Origin of the sequence: Winogradskyella pulchriflava (genome assembly GCF_042434315.1) — a bacterium.
GTDB classification, from domain to species: domain Bacteria; phylum Bacteroidota; class Bacteroidia; order Flavobacteriales; family Flavobacteriaceae; genus Winogradskyella; species Winogradskyella pulchriflava.
Genome location: NZ_JBHLTQ010000006.1, coordinates 32,472 through 46,089, shown reverse-complemented (window position 1 = coordinate 46,089; position 13,618 = coordinate 32,472). Strand labels below are relative to the sequence as shown.

14 protein-coding genes are annotated in these 13,618 nt (G+C 32.4%); 10 read left to right on the top strand and 4 right to left on the bottom strand.

The features are described 5' to 3' along the window. Positions 1-2 precede the first annotated feature (2 nt). A complete protein-coding gene (locus ACFFGA_RS12195; protein ID WP_386064428.1) occupies positions 3-506 on the bottom strand; it encodes a DUF4920 domain-containing protein in 504 nt (167 codons plus the stop codon). Between the two features lie 123 nt (positions 507-629). Between ACFFGA_RS12195 and ACFFGA_RS12190 the strand changes: the two genes are divergently transcribed. After that, complete coding sequence (locus ACFFGA_RS12190) at positions 630-1,694, top strand: branched-chain amino acid aminotransferase (protein ID WP_386064427.1); 1,065 nt, start codon at positions 630-632, stop codon at positions 1,692-1,694. A 41-nt stretch (positions 1,695-1,735) separates the two neighbouring features. On the opposite strand, the gene ACFFGA_RS12185 is transcribed toward ACFFGA_RS12190, so the two are convergent. Then, the gene (locus ACFFGA_RS12185) at positions 1,736-2,122 is read right to left on the bottom strand and encodes a pyrophosphohydrolase domain-containing protein (RefSeq protein WP_386064425.1); all 387 of its coding nucleotides are present in this window, start codon (positions 2,120-2,122) and stop codon (positions 1,736-1,738) included. Between the two features lie 52 nt (positions 2,123-2,174). Between ACFFGA_RS12185 and ACFFGA_RS12180 the strand changes: the two genes are divergently transcribed. The 6 genes from ACFFGA_RS12180 to ACFFGA_RS12155 all read left to right on the top strand — a co-directional run bounded on the left by ACFFGA_RS12180 (position 2,175) and on the right by ACFFGA_RS12155 (position 7,749). Beyond that, positions 2,175-2,360, top strand: coding sequence for a hypothetical protein (locus tag ACFFGA_RS12180; RefSeq protein WP_386064423.1), 186 nt, complete (start codon positions 2,175-2,177; stop codon positions 2,358-2,360). Between the two features lie 343 nt (positions 2,361-2,703). Continuing rightward, positions 2,704-3,393, top strand: a complete 690-nt coding sequence (locus ACFFGA_RS12175; RefSeq protein WP_386064421.1) for a hypothetical protein — start codon at positions 2,704-2,706, stop codon at positions 3,391-3,393. Continuing rightward, positions 3,341-5,161: a tetratricopeptide repeat-containing sensor histidine kinase gene (locus ACFFGA_RS12170; protein ID WP_386064420.1), complete on the top strand. Its 1,821-nt coding sequence runs from the start codon at positions 3,341-3,343 to the stop codon at positions 5,159-5,161. The genes ACFFGA_RS12175 and ACFFGA_RS12170 overlap by 53 nt, the downstream gene beginning before the upstream one ends. Then, complete coding sequence (locus tag ACFFGA_RS12165; RefSeq protein WP_386064418.1) at positions 5,158-5,778, top strand: response regulator transcription factor; 621 nt, start codon at positions 5,158-5,160, stop codon at positions 5,776-5,778. The genes ACFFGA_RS12170 and ACFFGA_RS12165 overlap by 4 nt, the downstream gene beginning before the upstream one ends. Positions 5,779-5,856: 78 nt before the next feature. Then, positions 5,857-7,179: a DUF5723 family protein gene (locus ACFFGA_RS12160; protein WP_386064416.1), complete on the top strand. Its 1,323-nt coding sequence runs from the start codon at positions 5,857-5,859 to the stop codon at positions 7,177-7,179. A gap of 102 nt (positions 7,180-7,281) precedes the next feature. Continuing rightward, entirely contained in the window at positions 7,282-7,749 is a 468-nt protein-coding gene (locus ACFFGA_RS12155; RefSeq protein WP_386064415.1) for a hypothetical protein, read from the top strand. 285 nt (positions 7,750-8,034) lie between these two features. Here the strand turns inward: ACFFGA_RS12155 and ACFFGA_RS12150 are convergent, their stop codons facing one another. Continuing rightward, positions 8,035-10,074: a dipeptidyl-peptidase 3 family protein gene (locus ACFFGA_RS12150; RefSeq protein WP_386064413.1), complete on the bottom strand. Its 2,040-nt coding sequence runs from the start codon at positions 10,072-10,074 to the stop codon at positions 8,035-8,037. A gap of 97 nt (positions 10,075-10,171) precedes the next feature. Here ACFFGA_RS12150 and ACFFGA_RS12145 point away from each other — a divergent pair, with 97 nt between their 5' ends. Together ACFFGA_RS12145 and crcB are read left to right on the top strand one after the other, a co-directional pair. After that, positions 10,172-11,191, top strand: coding sequence for an SRPBCC family protein (locus tag ACFFGA_RS12145; RefSeq protein WP_386064411.1), 1,020 nt, complete (start codon positions 10,172-10,174; stop codon positions 11,189-11,191). Between the two features lie 2 nt (positions 11,192-11,193). Further along, the gene (gene crcB, locus ACFFGA_RS12140) at positions 11,194-11,562 is read left to right on the top strand and encodes a fluoride efflux transporter CrcB (protein ID WP_386064409.1); all 369 of its coding nucleotides are present in this window, start codon (positions 11,194-11,196) and stop codon (positions 11,560-11,562) included. Here crcB and ACFFGA_RS12135 read toward each other — a convergent pair. After that, complete coding sequence (locus ACFFGA_RS12135; protein ID WP_386064408.1) at positions 11,559-12,161, bottom strand: DUF1684 domain-containing protein; 603 nt, start codon at positions 12,159-12,161, stop codon at positions 11,559-11,561. The genes crcB and ACFFGA_RS12135 overlap by 4 nt on opposite strands. A gap of 233 nt (positions 12,162-12,394) precedes the next feature. Between ACFFGA_RS12135 and ACFFGA_RS12130 the strand changes: the two genes are divergently transcribed. After that, positions 12,395-13,618: an MDR family MFS transporter gene (locus tag ACFFGA_RS12130; protein WP_386064406.1), complete on the top strand. Its 1,224-nt coding sequence runs from the start codon at positions 12,395-12,397 to the stop codon at positions 13,616-13,618.

The following is a 13,618-nucleotide window of genomic DNA, read 5'->3' as shown; positions in this document are numbered from 1 at the left end:
AATTACTTTTTAAGCAATACACCATCAGCTAAAAAGTGGTATTCTAACTTTGGCTCTGTAATAGCATCAATTTCTTCCTTAGATTTACCTGCGTCTTCAGCATAGTGCTTTAGCTCATCTACTGGTGTCTCAGCAACATAAGCTAAACCGTTGACTACAACATCACCTTTTGCATCTAAAGGCATAAAGAAACCGTAATCTTTGAATTTAACCATTACTTCATTTTCTTCACCCATATCTAGCGTCATCCAGCATCCTTTTTTAGAGCAAACCTCTATAATTTTGGCTTTCATTTTAGTTGGTACAGTATCACCTGCTTTCATGCCTTTGTAGTGTTCCATCATGCGTTCAGACGTTAAAGCATCGACATCATTAATTTCCATACCATAAGAAGCATAAGCAATTTCTTCTTTTACTTCTTCAACTTTAGTTTCTACTTCCTTAGCTTCGTTTTTACAAGATATTATTACTAAACCAACTGCAAGGAATAAGATTATTTTTTTCATTATTAATATATTTTAAATTGAATTTTTATTGAATTACAAATTTACACAATTTAAGAGAATATTGCCTTTTATTAACGCTTTTGATTGTTTACTTTTGCTGAATAAACGATATGCTATACGACCATGGAATATACTGAAAATCTGCAAATTGAAAAATCCGAAACTTCTAAAATTAACAGTGTTAATTTTAATAAATTAGACTTTGGGCGCGTTTTTACGGACCATATGTTTGTTTGTGATTTTGCAGATGGCAAATGGCAAGCACCTAAAATTATGCCATATCAGTCATTATCTTTTGAACCTTCGGCACGTGTATTTCATTATGGACAAGCCGTTTTTGAAGGCATGAAAGCCTATAAAGATGATAATGGTAAGATCTTTTTGTTTAGACCAGACGAAAACCATGCTAGGATTAATAAATCTGCAGCACGTTTGGCAATGCCAGAATTTCCTAAAAATTATTTTTTTAAAGGTTTAGAAGCATTGTTAAAACTAGATAGTGAATGGATTAAGCCAGGTGTAGGTAATTCACTTTATCTTCGTCCATTTGTAATAGCTACAGAACCTGCAATTTCTGCATCACCTGCAAACTCTTATAAGTTTATTATTATTTGTTCGCCTGCCAAGTCGTATTACAATTCTCCTGTGCGTGTTTTAATTGCAGAGGAATATAGTCGTTCTGCAGATGGTGGTGTTGGTTATGCCAAAGCAGCTGGTAATTATGCTGCGCAATTTTATCCAACAAGCTTAGCGCAACAAAAAGGATTTCAGCAAGTGATTTGGACAGATGCCAACACACACAAATACCTTGAAGAAGCAGGTACGATGAATATTTTTTTTAGAGTCAATGACAAATTGATTACGGCTCCAAATAATGATAGAATTTTAGATGGAGTAACACGAAAAAGTATCATTCAGCTGGCGAGTGATTTGGGCATAACATGTGAAGTAAGACAAATTACAGTAGAAGAAATTAAAACTGCAGCAAGAGCAGGTGAATTAAAAGAGGTTTTTGGAGTAGGAACTGCTGCTGTTGTTAGTCCGGTTTCAGCATTTGAGCATAAAAATGAGCTTTTTGAAATCCCAGAACTCGAAAATTCTTATGGTCAACTTTTCAAAAAGAGTTTATTAAATATACAACATAACGTATCTGAAGACAAACACGGTTGGAGGTATGAAGTAAAATAAGTAATACTAAAAAAAGCAGCCTTTTTGGCTGCTTTTTTTATTTAAGATTCTAAAATTTCTTTAATGTGAGGCTTAAAATAGTTTGGTCCTTTTAGCACTTTACCATCTTCTCTGTAAATTGGCTCACCATCCTCACCTAGTTTGCTCATATTACTTCGTTGAATTTCATTAAAAACCTCTTCTATCTTATATTGTAAACCATGTTCTATTATGGTTCCACATAAAATGTACAACATATCTCCAAGAGCATCTGCAACCTCAACCAAATCATTATCATTTGCAGCCTCTAGGTATTCTTCATTTTCTTCGCGCATTAATTTATAGCGTAACATGTTCTTTTCTATTCCTAAATCTGCTTTTGGTGTTTCTCTGTGTCCTATCTTGAAAGCTGTATGAAATGCCTTAACAGCATTGATTTTATCTTGCATCTGTCTTTATTTATTAGTCTTTAATTTTGTACTTTTGCATAAAAATAAGCTAATGTTTACAACTGGTCAATGGATTTTTGGAATTTTATTTTTTATAGCTTTTGTCTTTGCTGTTGGCTATCAATATCGTAAAGATATTAAGGTTCATAAAGCCCATTACAAAGGTACCGTTTGGATACTGATTGCTTTTATTGGCTTTATAGGTATGATTGCTGCGGTTAAGTTTATTTTTATGTAAGTTACCCTTATCATTAAAAGTAAATGTAGATTTAAATCTCAATCTTGATGACATTCTACTAATTATGCGATGTTACAAAAAACGTAACAAGATGGTACTTTCGCTTATAGTCCTTATTGCCTTTAATTTTCTTTTGTTAGGCTTTAGTGTAAATAAAACTGAATAGGTTAAGAAAAGCTATTTCGGTGTAATCACCTTTTTTTCAAGTCGTTTGTCTTAATTTTCCTATTAACTCACTTTTATTTCTTAATTTTTACATCAATATACCTTGTAATGGGTATGTTTTGATGTACTCCTGCTTTGCATCTTTGTTTTTGTAACTAACCAATAAAACCCTATATGTATGAAAACTAGATTGTTTAAACTTGGCTTTGTTCTTGTGGCAGCTACACTTTTTTTTGGATGTTGTGATTGTGAAGAATTAAAAAACGAAAAACTAGATTGTCAGAAAAAGAATGATGAAATATCAAAAGAATTAAAAAATGCTAACGCAGTTATAAATGAATCTCAATATTTAGATTTATTAGCTTACCCAAAACTTGAAAATGGTAATATCGTTCAAGAATTTGTTGCCTTAGATAAGACAAATATGGATATTGAAAATATTAGAAGATATGATGTTTTTGGTGATTTTTCAATTAAAGAAGATAGACTTACAGTATTCATTCCTGTTACTGATGATAAATTAAAAATTGAACACTACAGAGATATTTCGACACCGGATATTAATGCTTTATTAATTAGAATAAGTAATAGCTCTGATAATGATACTAAAGAATTACCAATAACTAAAGTCATCAAAAAAGACTTCAGCATTAAGAGTTTAAATCTAGATGAAAATGAGCTTAGTAAGGATAAGAAAATTAAAATTATTATCCTAAATGAAAATAATTCTGATATTTCTGCCCATACTGCATTTTATCATAACTGTCTAAAAACTATTAACAAATATTCTAAGTCAAGTTGTCTTATGCCTAAAAATGACTTTATTAAACCCAACGAAGATGGTGGTGATATCATTACTGGTGGATAAATTCAAACTAAAAATAGTTCTATCAATTCTCTTGCCTACTATTTTTTATGGGCAAGGGAATTCTACTGTAGAGTATGCTGAAATTGATTCTTTATATCAATTTGAAAAATACAAAGCACTTACATCAATAGACATAACCAAAGTAGCTTACCAGAGTAAATTAGAATTTGCTAAATTAAATTTTATAATGGCTAAGTCTTATGAAAATTTAAACCAAGAAGACACTGCTCTAAGCTATTACAAAAAAGCATTAGACTTGTTTAAAGCAGAACAAGCACATGAAAACATTGCCAAAACTAACCTTGAAATCTATTTGTTGTTAGATAGTCAGAATAATCTCGTGGCAAACAAAGATATCTATTTGAAAGAAGTGTATAATTATGCCATCTCTACAAAATCAAAAAAATGGTTAGCATCATATTACACTAATTACGGAGTAGATAAATTGAAAAATAATATCAGTGATTCTGCTAAACTTTATTTTTTTAAAGCTCTAAAATTAGCTGAAGAGATTGATAGCACTCAAATGCAAACAAACATTTCAATTAATATAGGATCTACGTATTCTCGAAAATACAAAAATCAGGATTCTGCAATTTTTTATTACAATAATGCTTTAAAAAATTACTACAGCGATACCTTAACCTATAAAAACTTAAACACAGAATTTAATATATATAATAATTTAGGAAATGCATACAGAAGAAAAAAAGACTACAGTAAAGCTTTAGAATTCTACAGTGTAGCAGAACAAATTGATTTACCTAAATTAAATACCAAAAGCAAAAAAATTCTTTTTTCTAATATCGATGCAACTTATTACTATATGGAAGATTGGGCTAATGCATACGATTACTTATACAAATACGATTCTATAAAAGATATTATAAACTTAAAAGAACAAAATTCTGCAATTACAGATATCGAAGAAAAATATCAAAATGAGAAGTTAAGAGCAAATAACCTTGAAATTGAAGCCAAAAGAAAACAAAACCAAAACATAGCCATTGGATTAGGTGGTAGCTTAGCATTAGGAAGTATAATAGCTTTTCTTCTCTTTAAAAATACAAAACGTAAGCAAAAACTTGCTGAGCAAGAAAAAGAAATAGAATCCCAAAAACTAGCAACTGTTTTAAAAGAACAAGAGCTCACAGCCATCGATGCTATGATAGAAGGTCAGGAAAAAGAACGCCAACGCATTGCCAACGATTTGCATGATGATTTAGGAGGCCTTATGGCAAATGTTAAACTTCATTTTAATGCCTTAAAAGAAAAAGATTCACCTGAACTATTTGAAAAAACCAATAACCTTATTGAAGAAGCCTACCAAAAAGTACGCACTGTAGCACATGCCAAAAACTCTGGAGTTATTGCAAAACAAGGCCTTTTAAAAGCTGTACAGCATATGGCTGATAAAGTATCTACTTCAAACAAAATACAGATTGAAGTTCTAGACCATGGTTTGGACAACCGCTTAGAAAATAGTTTAGAGCTCACTATTTTCAGGGTTATACAAGAGTTAATCACCAACGTTATAAAACACGCTGAAGCTACTGAAATCACTATTCATTTAACCAATCACGAAGATAGCATCAATATTATGGTAGAGGATAATGGTAAAGGGTTTAACCCAAACCAAATTACTAAAAACAATAAAGGTATGGGCATAAGTAGTATTGATAAACGCATTGAGCATTTAGACGGAAAACTCACTATTGAGTCTGAAAAAAATAAAGGGACAACTGTAATAATAGATATACCATTATGATACGATTAGCCATAGCAGAAGATCACCAATCCCTCATTGACGGTATTAAGTTATTACTAGAATATGAAGAAGATATTGAAATTGTAGGCACTGCCAATGATGGCGAGGCACTCATGGACTTAGTAAGATTAAAACAACCTAATGTCGTCATTACTGATATCAGAATGCCCAAAGTTGATGGTATTTCAGCAACAAGAGAGATTAAAAAAGAATTACCACACACTAAAGTTCTAGGATTTACCATGTTTGACCAAACTGAAGCCATACAGCAAATGCTAGATGCTGGAGCTTCTGGTTACCTTTTAAAAAACTCACCATTAGAAGAAGTACTAAAAGCAGTACGCTCTGTCTATGAAGGCAATACTTATTTTGATGCTAACATTAAAGTTGACGTTAAAAACAATAGCAACAAAAAAGGAAAAGGTATGCTTACCAAACGACAAATTGAAATTTTAGGCCTCATAGCTCAAGGCAAAACATCGCGTGAAATAGCCGATGAGCTTTTCATTGGTATTCATACAGTAGATACACATCGGAAAAATATGATTCGGATTCTTGGACTTCACGGCAAAGGCGAATTGATGCGCTATGCACTAGAAAAAAAATATAAATTTTAAAAAAACCTTGTACAATGATTTTTTTTATTGAAATATGTATTTAGGTTTGCTTAGCTATTAACTTAACAATAAATTTTTATGAAACGATTACTTATTATTTTATCAATCACACTACTATGTTATAGTAACACCTTAACGTCACAAAGTTACGTGGGTCATGCTTTAGACAATTATGCAGGTATTCATGCTGTTAGTTTTAACCCTTCTAATGTGGTAGGCTCAAAATTTAAAACTGATATTAATCTTATATCTGGTAGCGCTCTAGTAGGAAGCGATTATTTCGGTATAGATATCAGTACAGCTTTAAAGTCTGATGATGGTTTTGATTTTGATGAAGACATTAAAAAATTCCCAAAAAACGATAATAACTTCTTTTTAAATACAGATGTACTTGGGCCTTCTTTTATGTTCAACCTTACACCAAAAAGCAGCATAGGAATTATTACTAGAGCAAGAGCTTTCTTTAACTTAAATAATATTAATGGAGAGCTATATGAAAATTTAGCCGATGACTTTGATACTGATAACGATTTTGACTTCGATTCGTCCAATCTAAGCGGAACCCTACATGCTTGGGCTGAATTTGGTGTAGCTTACGGAAGAATATTAATAGACAAACCTAACCACATCCTTAAAGGTGGAGTTACTTTAAAATACCTACAAGGCGCTGGTAGTCTCTTTATATCTAGTCCAGGACTTCAAGGTCAATACACCGCATCTTCCGAAACATTAGATACACAAGGCACTCTTAACTATGGCACCACTCAGGATTTTGACAATGACAATATCAATTTTGATAATCTTTCTGCTGGTTATGGAGCCGATATAGGTTTTACCTATGAGTGGCATTCTGAACGAGAAGATTCCCTTAGAGTGTTTCAAAATCAATATAAACTTAAAGTTGGAGTTTCTTTAAACGACCTTGGATCTATTAGCTATAAGGATAGTGAAGTTACCACTTACGATATGAACAACAGTGTAAGCACTTCTGATTATGATGATGACACTGAAGAATTCCTTGAAGACAACTATGGTAGCACACAAACTACGGAAAAGGTAAAGGTAAAACTACCTACTGCATTAAATTTATCAGTAGATTATCGTTTGGCAAAAAAGTGGTTTGTAAGTGCCCATGCAAGCTTGTCTATGACTGATAAGGAAAGTGAACTCTCAAACTCTGTTTTAAATACAGTTACTCTAGCACCTCGTTTAGAAACCAAGTGGTTTAGTTTTTATGCACCAGTTAGTTTTAGGGAATACGGAGATGTAGCATTTGGAGGTGGTTTTAGATTAGGACCTTTAACGGTTGGTTCAGGATCCGTGTTTTCAAATTTATTAACTGATAGTTCCAAGACAACAGACGTATATTTGGGACTAAAGATTCCTATTTATAGAAAGTAATACCAATTAAGATATCTCATTTAAAAAATCCCCAGTATTGGGGATTTTTTTGTGTCCTATGATAAAGTAAATTGCATTTAATTAATTTAAACCGACAATATCATGAAACTAAAAAAACATTTTTTGTGTACTACATTAGCAATTTTATTGAATTTAACTTTTTCATGTAGTAAAGATGACGATAGTAACAGCAGCAGTGACCCAAACGGCCCAATTAACATAAACCTTATTGAAGGAGAATGGAAACTTAAAAAAGAAGTAGAATACTATAACGGCATGTCCGAAACTTATAATGCTGGTTGCAGTACCGAATCTCGAATGATTATAACAAGTACAGAAATCACAGCAAAAGAAGATGATGACTGCGATGGTGATTATGACTATGAGGATACTATTAGCTATACAATTGGTTCTTATGAAGGATTTGAGCATGTAATAATGGAAAATGGCTACCCATCTGCAATAATCTTTACACTAACAAATAGTTCTTTGGTTATTGGTGGCGATTATTATGTAGATCCAGATACTGGAGAAGAGGAGTATTTTGCACTCTTTTTTGAAAGAATTTAAAAACGATGATTTAGTTAGTTGTTAATCGGGATAGTTGAGTTACTATTAATCATAGGGAAATAAAAACCAGCTATCAATAAAAATCCCCATTGTTGGGGATTTTTTTATGGATTAACGACCCCTACTTTTAGAAGATCTATTATTCAACCAATATAAAACAACAATTATGATTGTACTTTTCATATTATTAAGCATCAATACATTTCTTTTAAGATTTAGTAAAAACAAAAAAAAGCAACCATCTAAATAGTTGCTTTTTAATAATTACTAATATCTGTAGCTTTACTAGTTCACCTCTGGCAAATGGCTATACTTTTTACTGTACTCTAACATTTGCTCTGAGAAACTTTTAGGTTGTTCAATCTTAAATGCTGTAATATTACCATCACCATCTTTAGCTGGTATAATTACAGGATTAACAAAACCACTATAAGGAGCTGACGTAAATTGTTTGTTACGCTCTAATACTTCTTTATGAATAGCTTGGTCTACTTTAACACCATAACCCTCTACCAAAGCCTCTACAGCTGCATAATCGCCTTCAGATTTAATTCGTTGGGTTTCTCTTAATAATTGACCAAATAATTCGTGTAATTTATCGTAATCATTAATGTTGAAATAGGTTTTACCATCTCTGGTAACTTTTTCAATTACATTATCAGCTTTTCCTTTTTCATAAGCCCAAGCACTTACCCACTGTCTGTTTCTCATATGTGCTTCTTCAACATCATCTCCAAGGTTTAAACGAATAAGCTGTGTCATTAGACCATTTCTAATATAACCATCATAAGCAGCCATTCCAACTTTTTTCCAGTCTTCTACCAAACCTAGTTCTTGCAACTTAGAATCGTATAAATAATAAAGACCTACTAAATCAGCACGACCTTCTTCTAACGTTGAAGCATAATTTTTTAAAGTCTCTTTTGTTTCACCAACTCCAGGATTTAACTGACCTGATGCATGCCCAATAACCTCATGAAGTGCAGTATGAAGTTTATCCGCTAACTGACCATATTCTTCTTCAAGCTTTAACTCTTCTTTGTCATGAACAAATTCTTTTAAACGACCAGTACTGCCAGCGTTATTGTAAGCATTGATAATGTTTCCTAAAGAAACCGATTTACTTCCAACTTCTTTTCTAATCCAGTTTGCATTAGGAAGGTTGACACCAATTGGTGTACTTGGAGACGCATCACCAGCTTCACCAGCAACTGTTACAACTTTATAAGTTACTCCTACTACGCTATCTTTTTTGTGTGCATCCATTAATGGTGAATTATCCTCAAACCACTGTGCGTTTTCTGAAAGCACAGCCATTTTTTTAGACATATCAAAATCATTAATTTGTACAATAGTTTCATAAGAACCTCTATATCCTAAAGGATCGTTGTACACTTCAATAAAGCTATTAATATAATCTACATTGCCATCAGTGGCAGCGGTCCAAGCTACGTTATAGTCATCCCAAGTTTGTAAATCTCCTGTTTTGTAATACTGAATTAAAAGACCAATAGCATCACCTTGTGCTTTATTTTCTGCGACACCTTGTGCTTTTTCTAACCACTTTACAATTTCGTCTATTGCAGAGCCATACAAACCGCCAGATTTGTATACACGCTCTTTTAGAACACCATTTTCTTTAACTAATTGAGAGTTCAACCCATAAGATAATGGTCTGTTTGGGTTTGGTGATTTCTTTTTCTTGTAGAAATTTTCTACATCGGCATTGGTTACATTTGGCCCATAAAAATTAACCGCAGAAAGCGCTACATTGTCTACACCTTTTGCTTGGTTTACTTTCTTTGAGTCTTTATCATTAAAGATTACATCAAAAGCTTCTCCATCTAATTTGGTATTTGTAGCTAAGAATAATTCATTTAAATAATCTTTAGAAAACTCTGGCTTTAGTTTATCGTTAGAATAATGATGATGAATACCATTACTAAACCAAACACGTTTAAGATAGGTTTCAAAAGCTTTCCAATTGTTAGTGCTTTTATCACCATTATATTTTGTGTAAACATTTTCTAAAGCCTTTCTAATTTTAAGATTGTGCCTGTAGTTTTGATCCCACATAATGTCTCTACCAGCCAAACCAGCTTCAACTAAATAATAGACTAATTTTTGCTCGTTAAGACTTAGATTTTCCCATCCAGGAATTTGATAACGAAGAATTTTAATGTCGGCAAATTGCTCTACGTTAAAGTCAAATTTAGCTTCAACGTTTTCTTTAACCTCAGTATTAACTGAATCTTTAGCATCATCTTTACAAGACCACGCCATTACAGTAATAAGGCAAATTACGATTATTGATTTTAGTTTCATTTTAGTAAGTTTATTTTTGAATTGTACACAAATGTAACATATATATCACATATCATAAAATTACTATCTTTGGATAACTACTAAATCAAATCAAAAAATGAAAGCACTTAAATATATTCTGCTGTTGTTGTTAGTTTTAATCATTGGCTTTTCAATTTATATTGCAGTACAGCCCAATTCATTTGAGGTAACAAGAACAAAAACTATTAAGGCACCTCAGGCTGTGGTTTATAATAATGTCATAGATTTTAAAAACTGGGAAGCATGGAACTCTTGGGTTGAAGCAAAGCCAGAGACTAAAGTTACACTTCCAGAACAAACCAAAGGTGTTGGAGGTTCTTTTTCATGGGAAGATGAGGATGGTATTGGCACTATGAAAACGGTAGCCACTACTCCAAATAATTCCATTACTCAAGAAATGCAGTTTGATGATTTTCCTAAAAACGATGTGACTTGGGATTTAAAACCAAATGAAGACGGTACAACTGAAGTTACATGGACTATATCTGGTAAAGATTTACCTTTTATTTTTAAGGCATTTTCAACTCTTATGGGAGGAATGGAAAAGCAAATTGGACCTCATTACGAAAGAGGCCTAACATTATTAGATAGTATTTTGCAAGAAGAAATGAAAGTCTATAGCATTAATATTGAAGGCGTAACACAGCATAGTGGTGGCTATTATTTGTACAATACCACATCTTGTAAATTCAGTGAATTTGAACAAAACATGAAAGCTATGCTCCCTAAAGTTGGTGCTTATGCTATGACACATAATATTACTTTGGCTGGCCCTCCTTTTGTATTATACCATAAATGGGACGAAGAAAATAATGCTGTTATTTTTTCATGTTGTGTACCAACAAACTCAAAAATTGTATCTGAAGAACCTGGTATTTTAACGGGTCAGTTAGAATCTTTTAAAGCTGTAAAAACCGTTTTAAAAGGAAACTATGACAATCTAAAAGAGGCTTGGGAAGCTACTATGAAATACATTACCGAAAATAATTTAGAAATAATAGATGCTGGTCCTATGCTTGAAACTTATATAACAGATCCTATGAGCCAACCAAATCCTGCGGATTGGGTGACGGAAATATATGTTGCTGTAAAATAAATATGAAACAATTATTACTTGTATTTGTAGGAGGTGGCTTTGGTAGTGTACTTCGCTTTGTTATTGGCAAGTGGCTTAATAATTCTGAAAACGGTATACCTTATGGCACTTTTGCGGCAAACATAGTTGGCAGTTTATTAATTGGAATTATTTTAGGACTCGCTGCTAAAAATGATACACTTTCCGAAAGTCAGACATTATTACTAGCCACAGGTTTTTGTGGTGGCTTTACCACCTTTTCTACCTTTGCTTATGAGAATCATGTGTTTTTAAAATCGGGTGACTTTACAAGTTTTGCACTTTATACAATTGCTAGTTTTGTAGTTGGGTTTTTAGCTGTTTTTCTCGGATTGTATTTGGTTAAAGCTTAATGCTTTTTAAACGCCTTTACTCCTGCTTTAATTTCTGTAGCTAAGTAATTTTCTCTCGGCACAATTGGGCAAGAATATTTTTCGTTATAGGCACAATACGGATTATACGCTGTATTGAAATCAATAATTATGGTATCTCCTTCAGGAATCCTTGCTTCTGTGTAACGTCCACCTGCGTAACTACCATTTCCATTAGTATCATCTAAAAAAGGCAGAAACAAATAATCCTCATATCCTTCTGTATCTAATAATCCTAAATTTTGATAAATATTTAATTGATATTCTTGACCTTTTAAGGTAAAGGTAACAACTCCATATTGTACATAATCTGGACGCCTTTCAGTTGTGGTTTTCATTTTAAAAGGTTTTGCATCAGGTGTTCTAGTCAACTTGGCTGTTACTACATAAGTAGAGTCAAACTTATAGAAATCAAGACCTTTAAACGTCTTTCTATCCTTGTCTTTTAATGGCGATTTAGTAGCGTCTTTAAAATCGGCATTCTGCTTCTTTTGCCATTCAGTTTCGCCAACAATTGTTTGTTTTTCTTGGGCACAACCCACTGAAAAGACCATTAAAAAGAGTAAAAATAAATTCTTCATCTGTAATTATTTAAAGTTCAAAAATACAACTTATTGAATTTTATTGTAGCTTTGATTAGTTAAACAAAATAAAATAATGTTACAAATCAATAGATATACCAAGCAAACCTGTGTGATTTCTACGGAAAACATTCGGACGCATTATCTATTGTAGCAATACCTATATTCTATTAAACAATATTTAAAAGTCCGACGATACCGTCGGACTTTTTATTTTTATAACAACAACCAAAATGAAACAACTCTATGCCAATTACGTAAATTCCTTTAAAGGATTAGTTCCCGAAATATGGATATTATCTTTCGTTACCTTTATAAATAGAGCTGGCGCAATGGTAATTCCGTTTTTATCAATATACTTGGTAAACAATAAAGGATTCTCTTTACCACAAGTAGGAATGATAATGACCTGCTATGGTGTTGGTTCATTATTGGGCAATTATGTTGGTGGTATTCTAACAGACATTATAGGCTTTTATAAAACCATTGTTTTAAGTCTCTTTTTTGGTGGATTAGGCTTTATCGCAATTCAATTTATAGAAACATATATTGCCATGTGTATTGGCGTTTTCACTTTAATGTTTGCAGTAGATGTTTATCGTCCAGGTATATTCGTTGCTGCTGGTACTTATGGAAAGGAAAGTGACACTACTAGAAATATAGGTCTAATTAGACTGGCAATTAATTTAGGATTTTCTATTGGTCCTGTAGTTGGTGGCTTATTAATTGCTAAAGTGAGCTACAATTCAATATTTTGGGTAGATGGTGCCACCTGTATTCTAGCATCTTTAATGCTTTTATTTGCACTAAAGCCAAAGAAAGTTGAACATAAAGAAGAACATACAAATGTTGAAAAACAAGGTGTAAAACCATACAAGAATGGTTTATTTTTACTTTTCTTTATAATAATGGTGATAAATAGCATTGTATTCGTTCAATACTTTTCGTCTGTACCTTTGTATTATAGTGATCACCACAAACTTTCAGCAGATGTTATTGGCTGGATAATGTTTCTCAATGGAGTAATGATAGTATTTCTTGAAATGCCTCTTATCTCTTGGCTAGAACGCAAAAAAATGTCTAAAACTATAGCAACTTTTTGGGGTATCATCTTATTAGCTCTAAGTTTTATAATACTTATCTTTTCAGATTGGTTTGGAGTGCTAATAATAGGAATGATACTAATGACACTTGGAGAAATGGTTGGTTCACCCTTTTCTAGTGCATTAGCATTAGACATGGCACCAAAAGGTCGTAAAGGTAGTTACATGGGTTTATTTAGTATGAGTTTTTCATTCTCTCATATTATTGGACATAATGCGGTTCTAAATTCTATATATCAATTTGGTTATAATACTACTTGGGTTATATTATTTTTAGTGCTCTTATTTGCTGGTTTACTAACCTTGTACTTATTAAAACGTTTAAAAACATCATCTGAATATAGCACCTATTAA

Excerpts from the sequence above, each read along its gene's own strand:
- ACFFGA_RS12195 (WP_386064428.1), bottom strand. The coding sequence starts at position 506 with ATGAAAAAAATAATCTTATTCCTTGCAGTTGGTTTAGTAATAATATCT.
- ACFFGA_RS12190 (WP_386064427.1), top strand. The coding sequence starts at position 630 with ATGGAATATACTGAAAATCTGCAAATTGAAAAATCCGAAACTTCTAAA.
- ACFFGA_RS12185 (WP_386064425.1), bottom strand. The coding sequence starts at position 2,122 with ATGCAAGATAAAATCAATGCTGTTAAGGCATTTCATACAGCTTTCAAG.
- ACFFGA_RS12180 (WP_386064423.1), top strand. The coding sequence starts at position 2,175 with ATGTTTACAACTGGTCAATGGATTTTTGGAATTTTATTTTTTATAGCT.
- ACFFGA_RS12175 (WP_386064421.1), top strand. The coding sequence starts at position 2,704 with ATGAAAACTAGATTGTTTAAACTTGGCTTTGTTCTTGTGGCAGCTACA.
- ACFFGA_RS12170 (WP_386064420.1), top strand. The coding sequence starts at position 3,341 with ATGACTTTATTAAACCCAACGAAGATGGTGGTGATATCATTACTGGTG.
- ACFFGA_RS12165 (WP_386064418.1), top strand. The coding sequence starts at position 5,158 with ATGATACGATTAGCCATAGCAGAAGATCACCAATCCCTCATTGACGGT.
- ACFFGA_RS12160 (WP_386064416.1), top strand. The coding sequence starts at position 5,857 with ATGAAACGATTACTTATTATTTTATCAATCACACTACTATGTTATAGT.
- ACFFGA_RS12155 (WP_386064415.1), top strand. The coding sequence starts at position 7,282 with ATGAAACTAAAAAAACATTTTTTGTGTACTACATTAGCAATTTTATTG.
- ACFFGA_RS12150 (WP_386064413.1), bottom strand. The coding sequence starts at position 10,074 with ATGAAACTAAAATCAATAATCGTAATTTGCCTTATTACTGTAATGGCG.
- ACFFGA_RS12145 (WP_386064411.1), top strand. The coding sequence starts at position 10,172 with ATGAAAGCACTTAAATATATTCTGCTGTTGTTGTTAGTTTTAATCATT.
- crcB (WP_386064409.1), top strand. The coding sequence starts at position 11,194 with ATGAAACAATTATTACTTGTATTTGTAGGAGGTGGCTTTGGTAGTGTA.
- ACFFGA_RS12135 (WP_386064408.1), bottom strand. The coding sequence starts at position 12,161 with ATGAAGAATTTATTTTTACTCTTTTTAATGGTCTTTTCAGTGGGTTGT.
- ACFFGA_RS12130 (WP_386064406.1), top strand. The coding sequence starts at position 12,395 with ATGAAACAACTCTATGCCAATTACGTAAATTCCTTTAAAGGATTAGTT.